We start from the raw sequence: 18724 nt of genomic DNA on the forward strand, positions 1-18724 counted from the left end.
TTCCCTGTCACCAACGGCCGGTTTGTGAACATTTACACACCGAAGGCGACACCTCTTCGAATCGCCCATCCACTGTGAGATGGGCGACATCCCGATCAGGCCGCCAGCGCCAGGAAGAAGCCGGCGATCGCCGCCGACATCAGATTGGAAAGCGTACCGGCCAGTACCGCCTTGAGACCCAGACTGGCGATCTCATGCCGGCGCGTCGGGGCCAGGCTGCCCAACCCGCCGAGCAGAATGGCGATGGACGACAGGTTGGCGAAGCCGCACAGCGCGAAGGACAGCACAGCCATGGTGTAGGGCGTCATCACCGCACCCGTGGCGGCCACGAGACTGTCGCCACTCAGGTAGGGCGCCAGATTGATGTAGGCGACGAACTCGTTCACCACCAGCTTCTGACCGATGAAGGACCCCGCCAGCGTCGCCTCGCTCCATGGCACGCCCAACAGGAAGGCCAACGGCGCGAAGAGCCAGCCGAGAATCATGTCGAGACTCAGTGTGTCCATGCCGAACCAGCCGCCGACACCACCGAGAATGCCGTTGATCAGCCCGATCAAGGCGATGAAGGCCAGCAGCATCGCGCCGACATTGGCGGCCAGTTTCAGGCCGGAAGACGCACCGGATGCCGCAGCGTCCAGCACGTTGGACGGTGCGTCGTCATCCTTGAGCGAGGCATCCGCCACGGCGATCGAGTCATCCGGCTTGTCAGTCTCCGGGAACAGAAGCTTGGCAAACAGCAAGCCGCCGGGCGCTGCCATGAAGGACGCCGCCACCAGATACTCCATCGGGATGCCCAGCGCCGCGTAGCCACCCAGTACGGAGCCGGCGACGGATGCCAGACCACCACACATCACGGCGAACAGCTCGGAACGCGTCATGCTCGCCAGATAGGGCTTGACCACCAGCGGTGCCTCCGTCTGTCCGACGAAGATGTTGGCGGTCGCGGAGAGGGATTCCGTGCGCGACGTTCCCAGCACGCGCTGCAGGCCGCCCCCCAGCAGGCGAATCACCCACTGCATGATGCCGAGGTAGTAGAGCACCGCGATCAGCGACGAGAAGAAGATGATGATCGGCAGCACCTTGATGGCGAAGATGAAGCCGACACCGCTGCCCGGATTGGCCAGACTGCCGAACAGGAAGCTGATGCCTTGATCGGCATAATTGACGACCTGACTGACGGCGCCTGAGACACCGGCCAGCACACCCTGGCCGAAGGAGGTGTAGAGCACGAAGGCACCGATGGCCAACTGGATGGCAAAGGCACCCCCGACGGTGCGCAGGCGGATAGCGCGTCGATTCGATGACAACGCCACGGCGATGAGGATGAGCGATGCCATCCCGACCAGACTCATGAGGGGATTCATTGGGAAGGTCCTGATGTGTTCTTGTGCTTGTTATGGAATGCGCTTGTGCGCGATGTCGCCGCGATTCTCAACGGGACACGGTGTTATGATTTTTTCTCAGCATGTTAAAAGAGTCACAATCTGACCAAGGAGTCAATGCAAACGCTTGAGCGATTCGGGCCTTGCTTTCCTGCAACGCCCGCGCGGATCTCTCACGCGAGAAAAGTTATCCCTGCCAGTCAGTGAGTTATCATCACACCATGACCCGAGGGCATGTTGGCTTCTCCAACGCTTTCTCACCGCCATCGGCAAAAAAGGACCCTGCCGCATGAACAACCAAAGCGCTGCACGCCTTGACCGCTTGCAGGCCATCCTGCGCGAGGGCAGCCCACTGCAGCTCAGCGACGCCGCGCAGCTCTGCGGCGTGTCCGAGATGACGATTCGCCGTGATGTCACTCACAGCAACGGGCTGTTGGAGATACTGGGGGGACGCCTGCTGCTGGCGGAATCTTCCGCCAGCAGCGTCTATCGCCTCGACCGCGAGATCGATGCCAGCGCTCCTATCAAGCAAGCGTTGTGCCAGCGACTGGCCAGTCACATCGAGGACGGCGATACCCTGTACGTGGATTGCGGGACGACCCTGGTCCACCTGGCCGCGGCACTGGATCGTCAGATGACACTGACCCTGGTGACCTGCGCCCTGAATGTCGCCAATGCCGTCGGCCACCTGCCCGGCGTGCGACTGGTCATGCTGGGCGGACTGTTTCATCCGGCCACCCAGTCCTTTACCGCCACCGACATGCCGGAAGCCATTCGCCGTCTGGGCATCAACAAGGCATTTCTCTCGGCCGGTGGCGTGCACGCCGAGCGCGGCGTCAGCTGCTTCCACTTTCATGAGGTGGCGGCCAAGCAGGCCGCGCTGGAAAGCGCCATGCAGCGCTTCCTGATCATCGATGCCCGCAAGTTCGAGATGGTACGCCCGGCCTTCATCGCGCCACTGGAAAGCTTCGATGTGGTGATCAGCAATGCCAGCGCCGCAGCGCGCGATTGCCTGGAGGGTCTGGATGCCGACATGGGCGTGACGGCGCAGCTCATCGAGTGCTGAGACAGGGCCTGCGCTTCGGTGAGTGAGCGCTGACCTCGCCCCACGCGAGGTCCATACGCAGAAACGCCGCACGATGGTGCGGCGTTTCTGCGCATGATCTTCCCATTGATGCCCCAGTGGCGTGCATCCCCCACGACCGAAATCGGCATGGCGAGCTCACCTCCGTCTCTCGTCGGCTCAGCTCGGCAACAGGTCTTCCAGCTGCTGCAGTGTCCCTGCCAGCGCCCCGCGATTGCGGGCTACCCGTTCACGCGCCGCCTGCCCTGCCCGTTGGCGCTGCGACTCATCTTCCAGCAGTGTGATGACGGCCTCGGCCAGCGCCTCGGCATCATCGACGACCTGCAGAGCTCCTTCCGCCGTCATCACCTCGGCGATCTCACTGAAGTTCTCAAGCGATGGGCCACTCAACAGTGGCAGCCCAAGCGCGGCCGGTTCGAGCAGATTATGCCCGCCGATGGGCACCAGGCTGCCGCCGACGAAGGCGACATCGCTCGCCGCATACAGGGCGAGCAGCTCGCCCAGGCTATCGCCGACCAGCACCGACAGACGGCTCTGCTCGAGGCGGCTTTCCGCATGCATGTGGCTGCGACGCAGGCAGGTTTCCCCGCGTGACTCACACCAGCTCGCACTCTGTGCGGCGACCGTCTCGAAGCGTTGCGGATGGCGCGGCACCAGCAGCAGCAAGGCATCAGGATGCCGAGCACGCACGGCTGCGTGGGCATCCAGCATCAGGGCATCTTCCCCCTCGTGTGTCGAGGCGGCGATCCACACCCGCCGCCCCTGGAACTGCTCGCGCAGTCCCTTGCCTGCCGCGACGGCCTGTGGCGATATCTCGAGCTCGAACTTGAGTGAACCGACCGTCTTCCCCCGCGCCGCAGGAAGCCCAAGCGCGATGAAACGCTCGAGATCTTCCGGCGCCTTGGCCGTCAGCGCGCTCACCTGCGACAACGTCTCGCGCATCAAGGCCCCGACCTTGCGGTAGCGTGTGAAGGCGCGCGGTGACAGCCGCGCATTGACCACGCTCACGGGTATCCTCTGGCGCGCACAGCTTGCGATCAGATTCGGCCACAGCTCGGTTTCCACCAGCACGACCAGGGCCGGCCGCAGGCGAGACACGAAGCGACGTGCGCTGCAGGGAAAGTCCAGTGGCAGATAATGATGCCGCGCAGGGGCAAGCTCGGGCGTTCCCTCAGGCGTGTGCAACAGGCGAGCCGCCTGGGCAGCCCCCGTCGCGGTCATGGTGGTCACGATCAGCGGGCGGAGGGGATAGCGGCGCCGCAACGCCTCGATGGCGCTGGCCATCATGACCATCTCGCCCAACGAGGCCGCATGCAGCCAGATGGGGCGCTCGCGGTCCGGCGCGGCGGCAGGCGTGGCAGGGAGGATGCCCAGCCGCTCCAGGCGCGAGTGCCGATCATCGTGCTCGCGCCAGACCCGCTGCCAGATGAGGGGAGACAGCAGGGTCAGTGCGGTGCTGTAGAGGCCACGGGCAAGGCTCACGCCTAGTCCTCGCGATCAAGAATGGTGGCGATCATCGCCGTGGTGGAGACGCCATCCTCGAAACCGAGCACACGCACCTCGCCACCGTTGGCGATCACCGCCTCGCCCCCGGCGATCTCTTCGGGACGATAGTCACCGCCCTTGACCAGCACATCCGGCAGCACGGCCTCAATCAGGCGTGCCGGGGTGTCTTCGCTGAAGGGCACGACCCAGGCGACCGCGCCGAGGCCCGCCAGCACCTGCATGCGACGCAGTACCGGGTTGATCGGACGCGTCGGCCCCTTGAGGCGTGCCACCGAGGCATCGTCATTGACCGCCACGATCAGACGGTCGCCCTGACGTGCCGCCTCCTGCAGGTAGGCCACATGACCGGCATGCAGGATGTCGAAGCAGCCATTGGTCATCACCACGCGCTCGCCGCGTGCCTGAGCGGCCTTCACTGCCGGGATGAGCGCGGACTCCTGGATCACGCCGAATTCCGCCAGCTTGTCACCATGCAGCGCGGTGTAGAGCTCGGCGACCGACAGGGTCGCGGTGCCCGGCTTGGCGACGACCAGGCCTGCGGCCAGATTGGCCAGCATCACGGCCTCCGGGAAGGCATGGCCAGCCGCCAGCGCCAGACCCAGCACGCCGATCACGGTGTCACCGGCACCGGTGACGTCATAGACCTCACGCGCATGCGTCGGCAGATGCAGCGGCTGATGGCCCTCGCGGATCAAGGTCATGCCCTTCTCGCTACGCGTCACCAGCAGGGCTTCCAGCTCGAGCTCGGCACGCAGCGCCTCACCCTTCTCGGCCAGTTCCTCATCGCTGCGGCATGGCCCGACGATGGTCTCGAATTCGGTCAGATTGGGCGTGATGATGCTGGCGCCACGATAGCGCGAGAAATCACTGCCCTTGGGGTCGACCAGCACACGCTTGCCCGCCGCGCGCGCCGCGGCGATCAGCACCTCGACCTGATTCAGCGAGCCCTTGCCGTAGTCGGAGAGAATCATCACGCCACTCGCAGCCAGCTCGGCCTCGACCTGGCGCACCAGCGCGCTGGTATCCACCTCGTGCAGCGGCTCCTCGAAATCAAGGCGCAGCAGCTGCTGATTGCGGCTCATCACGCGCAGCTTGGTGATGGTCGGCACGCTGTCACTGGCCTGGAAGCGCGTGATGACATTGGCGTTTTCCAGTGCGCGGGTCAGGATGGCGGCGTTGTCATCCTGACCGACCACACCGGCGAGAGTGGCATGCGCACCGAGCGACGCGATGTTGAGCGCGACGTTGGCGGCACCGCCCGGGCGGTCTTCACTCTCGCCGACGCGCACCACCGGCACCGGGGCTTCCGGCGAGATGCGTGAGGTGCCACCGTGCCAGTAGCGGTCGAGCATCACATCACCCACGACCAGCAGGCGAGCCTGTTCAAGCGCAGTCAGATCAAGCTTCATCAGGCGTCTCCGCGTGCAGAGGGAAATTCAGAAGAAGAGATGTCAGTAGACGAGACAGCCGCGACCGGCAGACGTTCGCAACTCTGGCCGCGAATGACGCCATCGGTGTCCGCCAGCAGCTCAGCGAGGCGCGCGATGACATCCTCGGCGCGGATCAGGCTCATGGCGTCCTGATGGCGTACGCGCTGGCCCCAGTGGATCTCGTCCATCTGCTTGTGCAGATAGGTTTCCACCGCATCCGGATAGCGATTGACCACCAGATGCTGCCAGCAATAGGGCGCCGCACGCTCGGGGTTGGTGGTGGCGTACAGGCCGATCACCGGTGTATTGAGCGCATTGCCCATATGCACGGGGCCGGAGTCCGGCGCGATCACCGCGACGGCGCGATCGATCAGCGCCAGCAGGCCCTTGAGCGAGGTACCACCGATGGCATCGATGACCGCGCCTTCACTGACCAGCGCCTTGATGCGCGCGCCCATCTCGCGTTCCTGCGGGCTGCCGCCGCCGGTCATCACGCTGCGGATGCCGTATTGCTGCCAGGCATGATCGACGACCGCCGCATAGCCCTCGGCCGACCAGTTGCGGAAGTTGCGCAGGCGCGGATTGGCACACGGACTGATGACGAGATAGGGCGCCTCACCGGTCACGCGCGCCGCCTCACCATAGGCCTCGGGCGGCACATCGAGACGCCAGTCGAGCCGGCAGTCCTCGACACCCAGGGCACGTGCGAAGTCCATGAACGACTCCAGCACGTGAGCGCGCTCGCGCGGGGTCAGCTGATGGGAGGTAAAGAGGTACTGCCAGTCCTTGGCGCGCGCACGGTCGTAACCGATGCGCACTCGGGCCTTGAGGCCCAACGACAGGGCGCTGGCCCGCAGCGCCTGCTGCATGTGCAACAGCACATCGAAGTGCGTGTCCTTGAGCTGGCGCCAGATGGCGCGCATGCCCGCAAGGCCGGTGGACTTGTCGTAGACCACGAACTCGACCCCGGTCAGGCCGGACAGTAGACTGTGCTCCCCCTTGCCGACGATCCAGGTAATGCGGGCCTCAGGCCACTGACGCTGCAAGGCGCGTACCGTTGGCACAAGATTGCAGACATCGCCGAGAGCGGAGAGCCGGAGCACGCAGATATGTGCGGGCTGGGCAGGGAGAGGATGCTTCATGCGGATGGCAGTTTTCCGAAATGAGAATGCCCACATTCTATATGATGGCGAAACAGCGCCACAAATGACGCCGGACTGGTTCATGCCATCGTTCTGGCGCGAACACGGCGCCGTGACCGGCGAAGCACCGGGGCGCGGGGCGAGTCTGTTCCTCGATGTCTGTCGTTTGCCCGCTGAGCTGCACCCCGTCCATGCCACTGGCGCCCCGGCTCAACGCTGGGCGCTGCGCCCCTATCGACGCGGGGGGCTGATCGCGAAGATCGCTCGTCAGCGCTACCTCTACACCGGCCTTGAGCGCACCCGCGCCTTCGCCGAGCTGCGCCTGACGGAAACGCTGCATCGCCAGGGGCTGCCGGTGCCAGAGCCGGTCGGCGCCTGCGTATGGCGGCATGGCCTAAGCTACGAGGCCGCCCTGATCACGGTACTGATTCCCGGCGCGCGCGCCTTCGCCGATGATCTGATCGCCCTCGAAGCACAGCGCCTGCCTGCCGGGGCCGAGCTGCCCGAATCCCTGCTGACAGTGCTGGAGACGACAGGTCGCGCCATTCGCGCCGTACATGACGCCGGGCTCGAGCATGTCGATCTCAACGCACGCAACCTGCTGGTCGATGAAGGCGGACGCGCCTACGTGATCGATCTCGATCGCTGCCAGCTGCATGACGAGGCTCCCGCCGACGCACGCTGGCGCGAGAACAACCTCTCACGCCTGGGGCGCTCGCTGGCGCGCTTCACGCCGAGGCACCATGCCACGTGCCTGGCCGCCATTCGCAGCGCCTATCACGCCTGACGCTTCAGCGTATCGCCCTGCAGGCATCGGTGCCCATGCAGTGTACGATAGCGACATGAATCGTCGGCAGGCGCATCATCCGATTCCCGCCTGCCACTGCGTCCCATCGGCGCCTGTCACACACGTGAGCCAGGCGCTCTCAAGACAGAGACCGTCATGAACCCGAGCGACGAGGCCCCGGCCGTCACCCCGACCGCCCCTCCTTCCGATGGCAAGCTGCGCACCGCCGTGCCCATCACCGGCTGCGTCATCACTCTCAATGAAGCCCACAACATCGAGGACTGCCTGCGCTCGCTGGCCCAGGTCTGCGATGAGCTGATCGTGGTCGATTCCGGCTCCACGGATGCCACCTGCGAGCTGGCGCGCGCCATGGGCGCCGTGGTGATCGACCAGCCCTATCTGGGCGACGGGCCGCAGAAGAACGTCGGACCGAGCTATGCCAGCCACCGCTGGGTGCTGTCACTGGACGCCGATGAACGCCTGACCGACGGCGCCGTCAGCGCCATCCGGGAACTGGCACTCGACAGCACGCCCCACGACGGCTTCGCGCTACGCCGTCGCAACTTCATCGGCTCACGCTGGGTGCGACATGCCGGCTGGTACCCCGATTACTGCCTGCGCCTGTATGACCGCGAGAAGCTCGCCTTCCGCGATTCGCGCCAGCACAGCTCCGTTCAGGCCAGCCACCCCTGCGAGCTGGATGCGGACCTCGAGCATTACAGCTTCGCCAATCTGGGTGAGCTGTTCGTCAAGGCCAGTGGCCGCTTCTCGAATCGCGCCGCCAAGATCATGTATCAGAAGGGAAAACGCGCCAACGCCTTCACGCCCTTCCTGCATGCCAGCAATGCCTTCATGCGCAAGTTCGTCTTCCAGGCCGGCTTCCGCGATGGCGTCGATGGCTTCTCGGTGGCGCTGTCCGCCAGCGTCAATGCCTACCTGAAATACGCCAAGCTGCTGGAATTCCAGCGCGACGCCAAGGTGCGTGAGGCGGAAGACTTCAACAAGGTATGGTGACCATGACCTCTGCTTGTGAGCAGGCGGCGTCGCAAGCTCCGTCTCGGCCGCTGCACGTGCGCCACGTCAATCTGGCCCGCGGCTTTCGCGGTGGTGAACGCCAGACGCTCAACCTGATCGCGGACCTGGCGCGACGCGCCAGCCCGGGAGAGAACGGCGAAGCCGGCGCGCCGATCCGTCAGTCGCTGGTGTGCCTGCAAGGCTCGCCATTGATCACCGAACTGGCGGCGCTTGAGCTTGCCGTCACGGTGGACGTGATCGAGATCCACGGGCGCTTCAGGGGCCATCTCGGTCAGCCTCGCGCCGATATCGTGCATGCTCACGAAGCCAAGGCCGTGCACTGGGCGTGGCTGCATCAGCGCCTCACCGGCACGCCTTATCTGCTGACCCGCCGGGTGCCTCAGCCGGTGAAGGACAAGTGGTTCAATCGTCTGACCTATCGCGCCGCCGCCCGCCGGGTGGCGATTTCCTCGGTGATCGAGTCACACCTGCGTGAGCGCCAGTGGGGGGAGACGGCTCTGATTCCCAGCACCCTCGCCCACCTGCCCAGCGATGAGACAGCCGTGGGCAGACTGCGGGAGCGCTTCGGCAATACGCCCGCCGGGGGTCGCTTCGTCGTCGGGCATGTCGGCGCGCTGGTGGACCGCCACAAGGGCCAGCGAGTGCTGATCGAGGCGGCCCGTCAGCTGCGCGACAGTCACCCGCAGCTGCTGTTCGTCTGCCTGGGCGCGGGAGAGGATGAAGCCGCCTTCAAGGCGGAGAGCGCCGATCTGGACAATCTTGTCTGGGAGGGCTTCCACACCAATGTCGGCGACTATCTGGAAGCCTTCGATCTGTTCGCCTTCCCGTCACGCAATGAAGGACTTGGCTCGATCCTGCTCGACGTGATGGACCACGGCGTCCCGATCATCGCAAGCGAGGTGGATGGCATCCCCGATATCGTGCATGACGATGCCACCGGCGTGCTGGTGCCCACCGGCAATGCACCCGCGCTGGCTGCCGCCATCGTGGCACTCGGCGATGACGCACCACGTCGAGAGCGGCTGGTCGCGGGCGCGCGGGCGCATCTGGCACGCTTCACCCCCAGCGCCATGGGCGAGGCCTATCTGGGGCTTTATCAGCGACTGGCACGCTAGACCGCTTCTCGCCTCAGGCATCTATCGCCCAGGCATCTATCGCCCAGGTACCTGTCGCCCAAGTACCTGCTGTCGCTCGAACAGAGAGAACGAAAAAGCCCTGTTTCATGTGAAACATCACGATGAAACAGGGCTTTTTCGTTTTTATAAACAACAGGTTATCGGCTCAACTGCCGGAATTTGCATCCTCGAGTCCACGCAGATCCGGCCACCCCTCATCCACTCCCAGCACGGGATAGGTCTTGGGGTCCAGCGGGCCGGGTTCGCTTTCGGGACGACACTCTTGCAGCGCAGCCTGCAGACGCCGCAGAGCCTCATCACCTTCGGCACCGGCGGTCACCTTGTCCCAGAACTCACGATGTACCGCCTTGATGACGACAGGCACGCGGGGCACTCCCACCTGCTGCGCCATCGCCAGGCGATGCAGGCCACGATTGATCTTGAGCAGACGGCCATCACGCGTCACCGCGACGCCCATCTCATCCTTGGTGATGCCCTGGCGGAAGCCATTGGCGGCCATGTCCTGCAGATAACCGCGATAACAGCGCAGGTAACCGAGAATCTGTTCCTCACTGTCCATCAGCAGGCCATCACGCGGCGATGCCCAGGGCTTGCCCGCCTCCAGCAAGGCCTTGAGCTGCTGATAACGCTCGGTCACCGTCAGATCATCACCATGCTCGATCAGGTCACGCATCAGGCGCGAGCGTGAGCCGAAGCGGAAGGCGCCACGCCGCAGGTCCCAGTCACCCTCCCAGATGAAGGCATTCGAGGAAGGCCGCTTGCGCTTGTCACGCCCGAAGTTGACGTCGCGCACCAGTTCACGCGGATTGATCCACAGTGTCAGCGCCTCTGGTCCCATCACGTCTTCCACGGCATGTCGCGGCAAGCCACGCTGCTCAAGCCCCTGATGGCGCGAGCGATGCCGGCACCAGCGCACCAGCCATGCCCGGCTGAACGGCAGTACCAGGTGCTGCTCACACCAGGCACGCCACGCCTCGATACGCTGTGCACGCGTCATCGCCCCGCGCATCCGCGGATGGATCAGATCATCCGTCGTACGATTCTTCGGCAAGCTCACCGCTCATCCTCATCCAGCGCGATCGCCGTCAGCAATCGCTCAGGCGCGATGTGATTCAGGCAGTTGGTATGCCCCAACGGACAGACGCGCTTGAAACACGGTGAGCACTCCAGCGCCAGCCAGTGAATCTCGCGATTGGCCGTCAGCGGTGGCGTGTAATGTGGTGACGAGGAGCCGTAGATGCCCTGGATACGGGCCCCTACCGCGGCCGCCACATGCATCAGGCCGGAATCATTGCTGACCACTTCCCGACACTCGGCGATCAGATCCACCGCATCCGCCAGTCGCGTCTTGCCACACAGGTTGTGGACGCCGGCCAGCCCCTGGGCAATCTCCTCACCGGCCGCCACATCCTTGGGACCGCCAAAGATACGCACCTCCGCCCCGGCCTGCGTCAGTGACTCGGCAAGCTCGCGAAAGTGCGCCAGTGGCCACTGCTTGGCCGGCCCGTATTCCGCGCCCGGCATCATGCCGATGATGGGGGCCGGTGGCGCACTCAGGCCCAGCTCCTCGCGCAGACGCCGCTGATTGGCGCTGTCGGTGACGAGACAGGGTTCGGGGATGCGCTGCGGCGGGTTGGCCTCGTCCAGCGGCAGGCCCAGTGAGGTGAAGCGCTTGACGGTCTGATCGAGAATCGACTTGTCGAGCTTGCGGCACTCGGTGAGCAGGCCGTGGCGCTGCTCACCGGTGAAGCCGACCCGCACTGGAATACGCGCGAAGAATGGCACCAGCGCCGACTTCCAGGAGCGCGGCAGCACGATGGCGCGATCGAAACGCCCGCGCAGCGAGCGCCCCAGTCGCCAGCGCGCCTTGAGGGCGAAGTCGCCATGCCCCGCCGGCAGTGCCAGCGCTTCCTCGACCTCGGGCATGCGCTCGATGATCGGTTGCGACCAGGCGGGCGCCAGCACACTGATCCGGCAGCCGGGCGAGCGCTGCTTCAACGTCATGAACAGGCTCTGCGCCATCACCATGTCGCCGACCCAGCTGGGCCCGACCACCAGAATGCGCTCACTCATGCCTTGCTCCTCTTCACGGCCAACCCTCTTTGCGGATGCGCTTGCCCTGCCCCATCGCACTTGCGATGCAGGCGCCCATGCTCATTCCACACGCGCTTACCCTCAGTCCACACGTGCTCAGTCCACACGTGCTCAGACTCAGCGATTCAGCCATTCGAGATAGGCGCGAGTGCCCTGGGCAACGGTCTTGAACTCGACGTTGCAGCCGGCCTTGCGCAGCTTGCCGATGTCGGCACGCGTGAAGCTCTGGTAGCGGCCCTTGAGGTTTTCCGGGAAGTCGATGTACTCGATCTCGCCCTTCTCGTAGTACTCGATGACGGTCTCGGCGATCGCCTTGAACGGCTCGGCACGGCCGGTGCCCAGGTTGAAGATGCCGGAGGCTTCCGGGTGATCGAGGAACCACAGATTGACGTCGACCACATCACCGACGTAGACGAAGTCACGGCTCTGCATGCCGGCTTCATAGCCATCGTAGGCGCCGAACAGCTTCGGGTTCTCGCCCGCCTTCACCTGGGTGTGATGGTGGTAGGCGACGCTGGCCATCTTGCCCTTGTGCTGCTCACGCGGGCCATAGACATTGAAATAGCGGAAGCCGACCACCTGGGTGGTCAGGCTGTCCCAACGCTGGCGCACGTGCTGATCAAACAGCAGCTTGGAGTAGCCGTAGACGTTGAGCGGCCCTTCGAACTCCGGTGTTTCCTTGAAGACCTGGCTGTCGCCATAGGTCGCCGCGGAGCTCGCGTAGAGGAAGGGAATCTGATTCGCCTCACAGAAGTTGAGCAGCACCTTGGAGTACTCGAAGTTGTTCTCGAGCATGAACTGGCCGTCCCACTCGGTGGTATCGGAGCAGGCGCCCTCGTGGAAGATCGCCTCGATCTTCGGCAGCTCGGCATACTCACCCATCAGGCTCGACTGGACGCGAATCAGGAAATCGTCCTTGTCGAGATAGTCGGCAATGGTCAGATCCGCCAGATTGACGAACTTGGTGCCGTCACTCAGGTCATCCACCACCAGGATATCGGTACGGCCGCGATCATTGAGTGCCTTGACGATATTGGCACCGATGAAGCCGGCGCCTCCGGTAACGACGATCATTTGAGCTCCCATAGCCTCTCAGAGGCTTGTAGGCAATACGCGCGTGCAGGGACGCGACGCATCAGAATTTGGAAATGGCACGCACTCGGTTACGTCTGCGGCCTATAACCCGATAAGCGGGGATTGTATACTTGGCAGTTCTCGAATTCATGGGCCAACGGGCTTCACCAATGACACAGCCAGACGTGAAAACCTTCCAGGGCCTGATTCTGGCCCTGCAGCAATACTGGGCCGAACAGGGTTGCATCATCCTGCAGCCATTGGATATGGAGGTTGGCGCGGGGACTTTCCACCCGGCGACCTTCCTGCGCTCCATCGGTCCTGAAACCTGGAACGCTGCCTATGTGCAGCCTTCCCGCCGTCCCACCGACGGCCGCTACGGCGAAAATCCCAATCGCCTGCAGCACTACTACCAGTTCCAGGTGGTGATGAAGCCGTCACCGGCCAACCTGCAGGAGCTCTATCTGGGCTCGCTGGAGCGTCTGGGCATTGACCCGCTGGTCCACGACATCCGCTTCGTCGAGGACAACTGGGAATCCCCGACGCTGGGCGCCTGGGGACTTGGCTGGGAAATGTGGCTCAACGGCATGGAAGTGACCCAGTTCACCTACTTCCAGCAGGCAGGCGGCATCGAGTGCTTCCCGGTCACCGGCGAGCTGACCTACGGTCTCGAGCGCATCGCGATGTACCTGCAGGACGTGGACAGCGTCTACGACCTGATCTGGACCACCGCACCGGACGGCTCCGTGGTCACCTACGGCGATGTCTTCCTGCAGAACGAGAAGGAGCAGTCCGCCTACAACTTCGAGCACGCTGCCGTGCCGGAGCTGTTCGCTGCCTTCGATCACTGCGAGAGCGAATGTCAGAAGCTGCTGGCGGCCAACCTGCCGCTGCCGGCCTATGAGCAGGTGCTGAAGGCCTCCCACACCTTCAACCTGCTGGATGCGCGTCACGCCATCTCCGTCACCGAGCGTCAGCGTTACATCCTGCGCGTGCGCACCCTCGCCCGCGACGTGGCCCACGCCTATTACGACTCGCGCAAGGCCGCTGGCTTCCCGCTGGCACCACAGGCACTGCGTGACGAGCTGCTCGCCGCCGATGACACCACTACCGAGGGAGACGCGTCAGCATGACCTCCGTGAATACCCTGCTGATCGAACTGGGCTGCGAAGAACTGCCGCCGGGTGCCATCGATGCACTCGCCGACGGCCTGGCCAATGGCCTGGCCGATGGCTTGCGTGAGGCCGAAGTCGCCTTCGGTCAGGTCCGCGCCTACGCCACACCACGTCGTCTGGCGGTGATGATCGAGTCGCTGGCCGAGCGTCAACCGGACCGCGAGATCGAGAAGCGTGGCCCGGCCAAGGCTGCGGCCTTCAAGGATGGTGAGCCGACCCGCGCCGTGCAGGGCTTCGCTCGCTCCTGCGGTGTCGAGGTCAGTGATCTGATCGAGCTGGAAACCGACAAGGGCACCTGGCTCGGCTATCGTCATACCCAGCCGGGCGAGCATCTTTCCGCCCTGCTGCCGGCCATGCTGGAACAGGTCGTCGCTCGCCTGCCGGTGCCGAAGAACATGCGCTGGGGTGCCTCACGCATCGAGTTCTCTCGTCCGGTGCATTGGCTGGTCGCGCTGTACGGCAGCGAAGTGATCGAGGCCAGCGTGCTGGGCCTCGAGGCAGGCCGCACCACCTTCGGTCATCGCTTCCATGCCCCGCAGGCCATCACGCTGGCGCACGCCGAGGACTACCTCGACGCGCTGGAAGATGCCCGCGTGCTGGCCAACCGTGAAGTACGCCGTGAGCGCATCCGCGAACAGGTCCAGGCCGAGGCGGAAGTCTATGGCGCCAATGCCGTCATCGAGGAAGCCCTCCTCAACGAGGTCAATGGTCTCGTGGAATGGCCGGTCGCACTGACGGGCACCTTCGATGAGCGCTTCCTGGAAGTGCCGGCGGAGTGTCTGATCTCCTCCATGAAGGCCAACCAGAAGTACTTCCACCTGCTGGACAACGACGGCAAGCTCAAGCCGGCCTTCATCACCATCTCCAATATCGAGAGCAAGGACCCGCAACAGGTCATCTCCGGTAACGAGAAGGTGATTCGTCCGCGTCTGGGCGATGCCGCCTTCTTCTACGAGACCGACCTGCGCAGCACGCTGGAATCGCGTCGCGAGAAGCTCGAGAGCGTCGTCTTCCAGCAGAAGCTGGGCAGCATGGCCGAGAAGGCCCGTCGCAGCGAAGCCGTGGCCCGCCACATCGCGGAACGCATCGGTGCCGATGTCGAGCACGCCGCACGCGCCGCACAGCTGGCCAAGACCGACCTGGTCACCGAGATGGTGCTGGAGTTCCCGGAACTGCAGGGCATCATGGGCCACTACTACGCCCGTCACGATGGCGAAGATGCCACCGTCGCGCGTGCGCTGGAAGAACAGTATCTGCCGCGCTTCGCCGGCGATGCGATTCCCGCGACCAAGGCCGGCATGGCGATCGCCCTGGCGGACCGTCTCGACACCCTGACCGGCATCTTCGGCATCGGTCAGCGTCCGACCGGCGCCAAGGACCCGTTCGCGCTGCGTCGTGCCACCATCGGGGTGCTCAACATCCTGATCAAGGGCGAACTGGACCTCGACCTGCGCGAGCTGCTGACCGTCAGCGCCGAGCAGCATCGTGACCTGCCCAAGGCCGAAGGACTGGTCGAGGACGTGCTCGAGTACATGCTCGATCGCTTCCGCGCCTGGGCCAATGACGAGGGCATGGGTGCCGAACTGTACCTGGCCGTGCGTACCCTGAAGATCAGCAACCCGCTGGACTTCGCGCGTCGTCTGCGTGCCGTGCACGCCTTCGGCGAACGCCCGGAAGCCGCCGCTCTGGCAGCCGCCAACAAGCGCGTCTCCAACATCCTCGCCAAGGCCGAGCACGATGGCCGCACCGAGGTGGACACGAGCCTGTTGAGTGAGCCGGCCGAGCAGGCACTGGCAGAGGCCCTCAAGGCACGTGGCGCGGAAGTGGCACCGCTGTTCGCGGCGGCACGCTACCAGGAAGCCCTCGATACGCTGGCCAGCCTGCGCGAGCCGGTCGATGCCTTCTTCGATCAGGTCATGGTCAACGCCGACGATGCCGCCGTGCGCGCCAATCGCCTGGCGATGCTGGCCAGTCTGCAAGGCCTGTTCATGGGTGTGGCCGACATCAGCCTGCTGACCCAATAAGGGCTGCCGGCCCACGGTGTCCCCGACATCGGTATATGGCAGTCTCTGCAAAAGAACCCCGCCACGGCGGGGTTCTTTTGCATCCAGCCTCCTCGAAATGACGTATTGCGTGACAGGATTACACGCAATGTGGCCGCGATGTCACAAATTCTGCCTTGATCCCCTACCTAGGTCGCACTAGAATCCAGTATAGAAACAGTGTTCGAAAAGCGTGACAGCCTGTCGCACCCACGCTCTTCGGTCACTCGGCGCCATTTGCCCAACCCCCGTGCGAGCGTCATCTTGTGACTTGGCTCACAATTTCCCAGGCAAAGCGGCGACCCCCTGACAAGCAGCCCGGCTGACGCCCCTGACTGCCCTGAGGTGAAGAGTTGACCATGCAAAAACTGATCGTGCTCGACCGTGATGGTGTCATCAATGAAGACTCCGATGCCTTCGTCAAGAATGCCGAGGAGTGGATCGAATACCCCACCTCCATTCAGGCCATCGCTCGCCTGACGCGAGCGGGCTATACCGTAGCCGTCGCGACCAATCAGTCCGGCATCGCTCGCGGCCACTTCGGTCACCGGGAACTCGACCAGATGCACGACAAGATGATGCAGCTGGTGAAGGAAGCCGGTGGCGATATCGCCCACATCGCCTACTGCCCGCATGGCCCGGATGATGGCTGTGATTGCCGCAAGCCGGAACCCGGCCTGCTGCACCAGATTCAGGACGCTCTGCAGATCCCGGACTTCGAAGGCGCCTGGATGCTGGGCGACAGTCTGCGCGATCTGGTCGCTGGCCAGAAGGCCGGCTGTCGCGCCGCGCTGGTGATGACCGGCAAGGGCCAGAAGACACTGGCCGATGGCGAGGGCCTCAAGGACGTGCTGGTGGTCGCCAACCTGGCCGACTTCACCAACCGCCTGCTGGATGGCGAGCTCAACCACGCCATGTCGGATGGTGAGCCGGGAAAGTCCCAGCGCCGCTGCGTGAGCTGTGAAGCCGCTGCCGAGAGCTATCTGTGAGACACACATGCCGCGCGCACTCCCTGCGCCGGCATGTGCTTGCCCCTCTATTCAATAGCGGCGATATGCTACCCTTCAGACATGAATCCGGGCAGGCAATGGCCTGCCCATCTCACTCCCTCATGCTGGAGGCCTCGTATGCCACTGCTGGATAGCTTCACAGTCGACCACACCATCATGAAAGCCCCTGCCGTGCGCGTGGCCAAGAAGATGGGAACCCCCAAGGGCGACAACATCACCGTCTTTGATCTGCGTTTCTGCGTGCCGAATGAAGAGATTCTCTCCGAGAAGGGCATTCACACGCTGGAACATCTGTTCGCTGGCTTCATGCGCGAGCACCTCAATGGTGATGGCGTCGAGATCATCGACATCTCGCCGATGGGTTGCCGTACCGGCTTCTACATGAGCCTGATCGGCGAGCCGGACGAAGCCCGGGTTGCCGCTGCCTGGTCTGCCGCCATGCAGGACGTGTTGAACGTCGCACGCCAGGAAGAGATTCCGGAGCTCAACGTCTATCAGTGCGGTACTGCACAGATGCATTCTTTGGAAGAAGCCAAACAGATCGCCAGCAACATCCTGTCACGCGATATCGGCATCAATCGCAATGATGAGCTGAAGCTGGACGAAGGCTTCCTCAATCAGGCGCATTGAGTCTTGAGACACCAAGTCTTGAGATACCAAGCCTTGAGGCACCGGACTTGATCAGCCTGTCGAGTGCGCCGGGTCCTTGAACGAAAAAGCCCGCTATCTGACCTGATCAGATAGCGGGCTTTTTTCATGCCGCAACATCCCGAGCGAGTGACGCGAATGCCCGATTCCAACAGCCATGCCTTTGATTTCACGACTTTCCTGGCAGACAAGGAAGCGTGGTCAGCACCGAATGAACTCGTCCCCTACCGCTGTCGCGATGGCAGCAGCCTGGGCTGTCGTCACTACCACCCGACGCGGATTCCAGCGAGCACGACACACCTCATCCTGCTGCATGGTTCCAGTGCTGACAGTCGCTACCTCGCCTCACTGGCAACGCATCTGGCCACTGAGGGGTATCACGTCCACACGCCTGACTTGCGTGGCCATGGCCCGACGCCTGCCCGGCGCGGCGATATCGATCACCCGCTGCAGCTCGAGGAGGATCTTGAAGATCTGATCCGCTCACTGGATCTCCCCGCCGACGCCAGCTTGTGGATCGCCGGGCACTCTGCGGGAGGCGGCCTGGCACTGCGTTTCGCGGCATCCGCTCTGGAACACGGGCTTGCCGGCATCCCGTTGGCTGGCCTCATTCTGCTGGCTCCCTATCTGGATCACCTCGCTCCCAACATGCGTCGCGATTCCCGCTGGGCACAACCGCGGATAGCACGCATGCTGACATGCATGCTCTTGAACAAGCTGTCCATCCATCGCCTGGATCATCTCGAGGTAGTCACCTTCAACATTCCCGCTGAATATCGCGATGCCAACACCACGAGCGCTTACTCCTGGCGCTTGATGACAGGCCTCAATCCACGCCATTACCAACGAGATCTCGAGACTCTGTCACGGCATCACGTGCCCTTGCTGGCATTGATCGGTGATCAGGATGAGGCGTTTCACGCCGACCGACTCGAGGAATGCCTGCAGCCGCAACATCCCGCCGCGCACGTCACGATACTCGAGGACGTGGATCATCTGGGGCTGGCGACGGCAACCGTCACGGCAGAGCGTATCGCTGAATGGCTGACAAGCGATCCGGCAGCCTGAGACGGCCCCGTGCCTCATTCTGTCATCCCCCTCTTCCCTTTCTCATTTCTCCTTTGTGCCGCCTTCTGCACGCTCCAGCTCTGGCAGCAAGGCACAAAAAAGCCCTGATCA

Annotated in this window: 16 protein-coding genes; 9 read left to right on the forward strand and 7 right to left on the reverse strand. The window is 63.8% G+C overall.

Features of this window, described 5'->3' with window-relative positions; all coding sequences use genetic code 11:
• Window positions 1-95 precede the first annotated feature (95 nt).
• Window positions 96-1364, reverse strand: coding sequence for a NupC/NupG family nucleoside CNT transporter (locus BFX80_RS17430; RefSeq protein WP_077379699.1), 1269 nt, complete (start codon window positions 1362-1364; stop codon window positions 96-98).
• Between the two features lie 307 nt (window positions 1365-1671).
• On the opposite strand from BFX80_RS17430, the gene BFX80_RS17435 reads away from it, so the two are divergent.
• Entirely contained in the window at window positions 1672-2448 is a 777-nt protein-coding gene (locus BFX80_RS17435) for a DeoR/GlpR family DNA-binding transcription regulator (RefSeq protein ID WP_077379702.1), read from the forward strand.
• Window positions 2449-2625: 177 nt separating this feature from the next.
• Here the strand turns inward: BFX80_RS17435 and waaA are convergent, their stop codons facing one another.
• From waaA to BFX80_RS17450, 3 genes are read right to left on the reverse strand one after another with little or no spacing between them, the layout of a single operon-like run.
• The gene (gene waaA, locus BFX80_RS17440) at window positions 2626-3948 is read right to left on the reverse strand and encodes a lipid IV(A) 3-deoxy-D-manno-octulosonic acid transferase (protein ID WP_084209538.1); all 1323 of its coding nucleotides are present in this window, start codon (window positions 3946-3948) and stop codon (window positions 2626-2628) included.
• A gap of 2 nt (window positions 3949-3950) precedes the next feature.
• Window positions 3951-5381: a bifunctional D-glycero-beta-D-manno-heptose-7-phosphate kinase/D-glycero-beta-D-manno-heptose 1-phosphate adenylyltransferase HldE gene (hldE, locus tag BFX80_RS17445; RefSeq protein WP_084209539.1), complete on the reverse strand. Its 1431-nt coding sequence runs from the start codon at window positions 5379-5381 to the stop codon at window positions 3951-3953.
• Window positions 5381-6544, reverse strand: coding sequence for a glycosyltransferase family 9 protein (locus tag BFX80_RS17450; RefSeq protein WP_084209540.1), 1164 nt, complete (start codon window positions 6542-6544; stop codon window positions 5381-5383). Before BFX80_RS17450 ends, hldE begins: the two co-directional genes overlap by 1 nt.
• A 4-nt stretch (window positions 6545-6548) precedes the next feature.
• On the opposite strand from BFX80_RS17450, the gene BFX80_RS17455 reads away from it, so the two are divergent.
• The 3 genes from BFX80_RS17455 (at window position 6549) to BFX80_RS17465 (ending at window position 9481) form a co-directional block, all read left to right on the forward strand.
• Window positions 6549-7331, forward strand: coding sequence for a 3-deoxy-D-manno-octulosonic acid kinase (locus tag BFX80_RS17455; RefSeq protein WP_338079131.1), 783 nt, complete (start codon window positions 6549-6551; stop codon window positions 7329-7331).
• 156 nt (window positions 7332-7487) lie between these two features.
• Complete coding sequence (locus BFX80_RS17460; RefSeq protein ID WP_084209542.1) at window positions 7488-8345, forward strand: glycosyltransferase family 2 protein; 858 nt, start codon at window positions 7488-7490, stop codon at window positions 8343-8345.
• Between the two features lie 2 nt (window positions 8346-8347).
• Window positions 8348-9481 carry a glycosyltransferase family 4 protein gene (locus tag BFX80_RS17465; protein ID WP_127736583.1) on the forward strand — a complete coding sequence of 378 codons (1134 nt, stop codon included), beginning with the start codon at window positions 8348-8350 and terminating at the stop codon, window positions 9479-9481.
• A gap of 166 nt (window positions 9482-9647) precedes the next feature.
• Here the strand turns inward: BFX80_RS17465 and BFX80_RS17470 are convergent, their stop codons facing one another.
• The 3 genes from BFX80_RS17470 to rfaD form a co-directional block, all read right to left on the reverse strand.
• The gene (locus BFX80_RS17470) at window positions 9648-10553 is read right to left on the reverse strand and encodes a hypothetical protein (RefSeq protein ID WP_127736586.1); all 906 of its coding nucleotides are present in this window, start codon (window positions 10551-10553) and stop codon (window positions 9648-9650) included.
• A gap of 2 nt (window positions 10554-10555) precedes the next feature.
• Window positions 10556-11575 carry a lipopolysaccharide heptosyltransferase II gene (gene waaF, locus BFX80_RS17475; RefSeq protein WP_084209545.1) on the reverse strand — a complete coding sequence of 340 codons (1020 nt, stop codon included), beginning with the start codon at window positions 11573-11575 and terminating at the stop codon, window positions 10556-10558.
• A 138-nt stretch (window positions 11576-11713) separates the two neighbouring features.
• Complete coding sequence (gene rfaD, locus BFX80_RS17480) at window positions 11714-12670, reverse strand: ADP-glyceromanno-heptose 6-epimerase (RefSeq protein ID WP_077379721.1); 957 nt, start codon at window positions 12668-12670, stop codon at window positions 11714-11716.
• 170 nt (window positions 12671-12840) lie between these two features.
• On the opposite strand from rfaD, the gene glyQ reads away from it, so the two are divergent.
• The 5 genes from glyQ (at window position 12841) to BFX80_RS17505 (ending at window position 18613) form a co-directional block, all read left to right on the forward strand.
• Entirely contained in the window at window positions 12841-13803 is a 963-nt protein-coding gene (gene glyQ / locus BFX80_RS17485; protein WP_103751491.1) for a glycine--tRNA ligase subunit alpha, read from the forward strand.
• Window positions 13800-15869: a glycine--tRNA ligase subunit beta gene (gene glyS / locus BFX80_RS17490; protein WP_084209546.1), complete on the forward strand. Its 2070-nt coding sequence runs from the start codon at window positions 13800-13802 to the stop codon at window positions 15867-15869. The genes glyQ and glyS overlap by 4 nt, the downstream gene beginning before the upstream one ends.
• Window positions 15870-16246: 377 nt before the next feature.
• On the forward strand, window positions 16247-16876 hold the full coding sequence (gene gmhB, locus BFX80_RS17495) for a D-glycero-beta-D-manno-heptose 1,7-bisphosphate 7-phosphatase (RefSeq protein ID WP_084209547.1): 630 nt from the start codon (window positions 16247-16249) through the stop codon (window positions 16874-16876).
• Between the two features lie 138 nt (window positions 16877-17014).
• Window positions 17015-17527: an S-ribosylhomocysteine lyase gene (luxS, locus tag BFX80_RS17500; protein WP_077379728.1), complete on the forward strand. Its 513-nt coding sequence runs from the start codon at window positions 17015-17017 to the stop codon at window positions 17525-17527.
• Between the two features lie 156 nt (window positions 17528-17683).
• Complete coding sequence (locus BFX80_RS17505; protein WP_167593072.1) at window positions 17684-18613, forward strand: alpha/beta hydrolase; 930 nt, start codon at window positions 17684-17686, stop codon at window positions 18611-18613.
• Window positions 18614-18724 lie beyond the last annotated feature (111 nt).

Origin of the sequence: Cobetia marina (assembly GCF_001720485.1) — a bacterium.
Lineage (GTDB): Bacteria > Pseudomonadota > Gammaproteobacteria > Pseudomonadales > Halomonadaceae > Cobetia > Cobetia marina.

Bases quoted from the DNA above. Each gene is read 5' to 3' on its own strand.
- BFX80_RS17430 (WP_077379699.1), bottom strand. From the start codon at position 1,364: ATGAATCCCCTCATGAGTCTGGTCGGGATGGCATCGCTCATCCTCATC.
- BFX80_RS17435 (WP_077379702.1), top strand. From the start codon at position 1,672: ATGAACAACCAAAGCGCTGCACGCCTTGACCGCTTGCAGGCCATCCTG.
- hldE (WP_084209539.1), bottom strand. From the start codon at position 5,381: ATGAAGCTTGATCTGACTGCGCTTGAACAGGCTCGCCTGCTGGTCGTG.
- BFX80_RS17450 (WP_084209540.1), bottom strand. From the start codon at position 6,544: ATGAAGCATCCTCTCCCTGCCCAGCCCGCACATATCTGCGTGCTCCGG.
- BFX80_RS17455 (WP_338079131.1), top strand. From the start codon at position 6,549: ATGGCAGTTTTCCGAAATGAGAATGCCCACATTCTATATGATGGCGAA.
- BFX80_RS17460 (WP_084209542.1), top strand. From the start codon at position 7,488: ATGAACCCGAGCGACGAGGCCCCGGCCGTCACCCCGACCGCCCCTCCT.
- BFX80_RS17465 (WP_127736583.1), top strand. From the start codon at position 8,348: ATGACCTCTGCTTGTGAGCAGGCGGCGTCGCAAGCTCCGTCTCGGCCG.
- waaF (WP_084209545.1), bottom strand. From the start codon at position 11,575: ATGAGTGAGCGCATTCTGGTGGTCGGGCCCAGCTGGGTCGGCGACATG.
- rfaD (WP_077379721.1), bottom strand. From the start codon at position 12,670: ATGATCGTCGTTACCGGAGGCGCCGGCTTCATCGGTGCCAATATCGTC.
- glyQ (WP_103751491.1), top strand. From the start codon at position 12,841: ATGACACAGCCAGACGTGAAAACCTTCCAGGGCCTGATTCTGGCCCTG.
- glyS (WP_084209546.1), top strand. From the start codon at position 13,800: ATGACCTCCGTGAATACCCTGCTGATCGAACTGGGCTGCGAAGAACTG.
- gmhB (WP_084209547.1), top strand. From the start codon at position 16,247: ATGCAAAAACTGATCGTGCTCGACCGTGATGGTGTCATCAATGAAGAC.
- luxS (WP_077379728.1), top strand. From the start codon at position 17,015: ATGCCACTGCTGGATAGCTTCACAGTCGACCACACCATCATGAAAGCC.
- BFX80_RS17505 (WP_167593072.1), top strand. From the start codon at position 17,684: ATGCCCGATTCCAACAGCCATGCCTTTGATTTCACGACTTTCCTGGCA.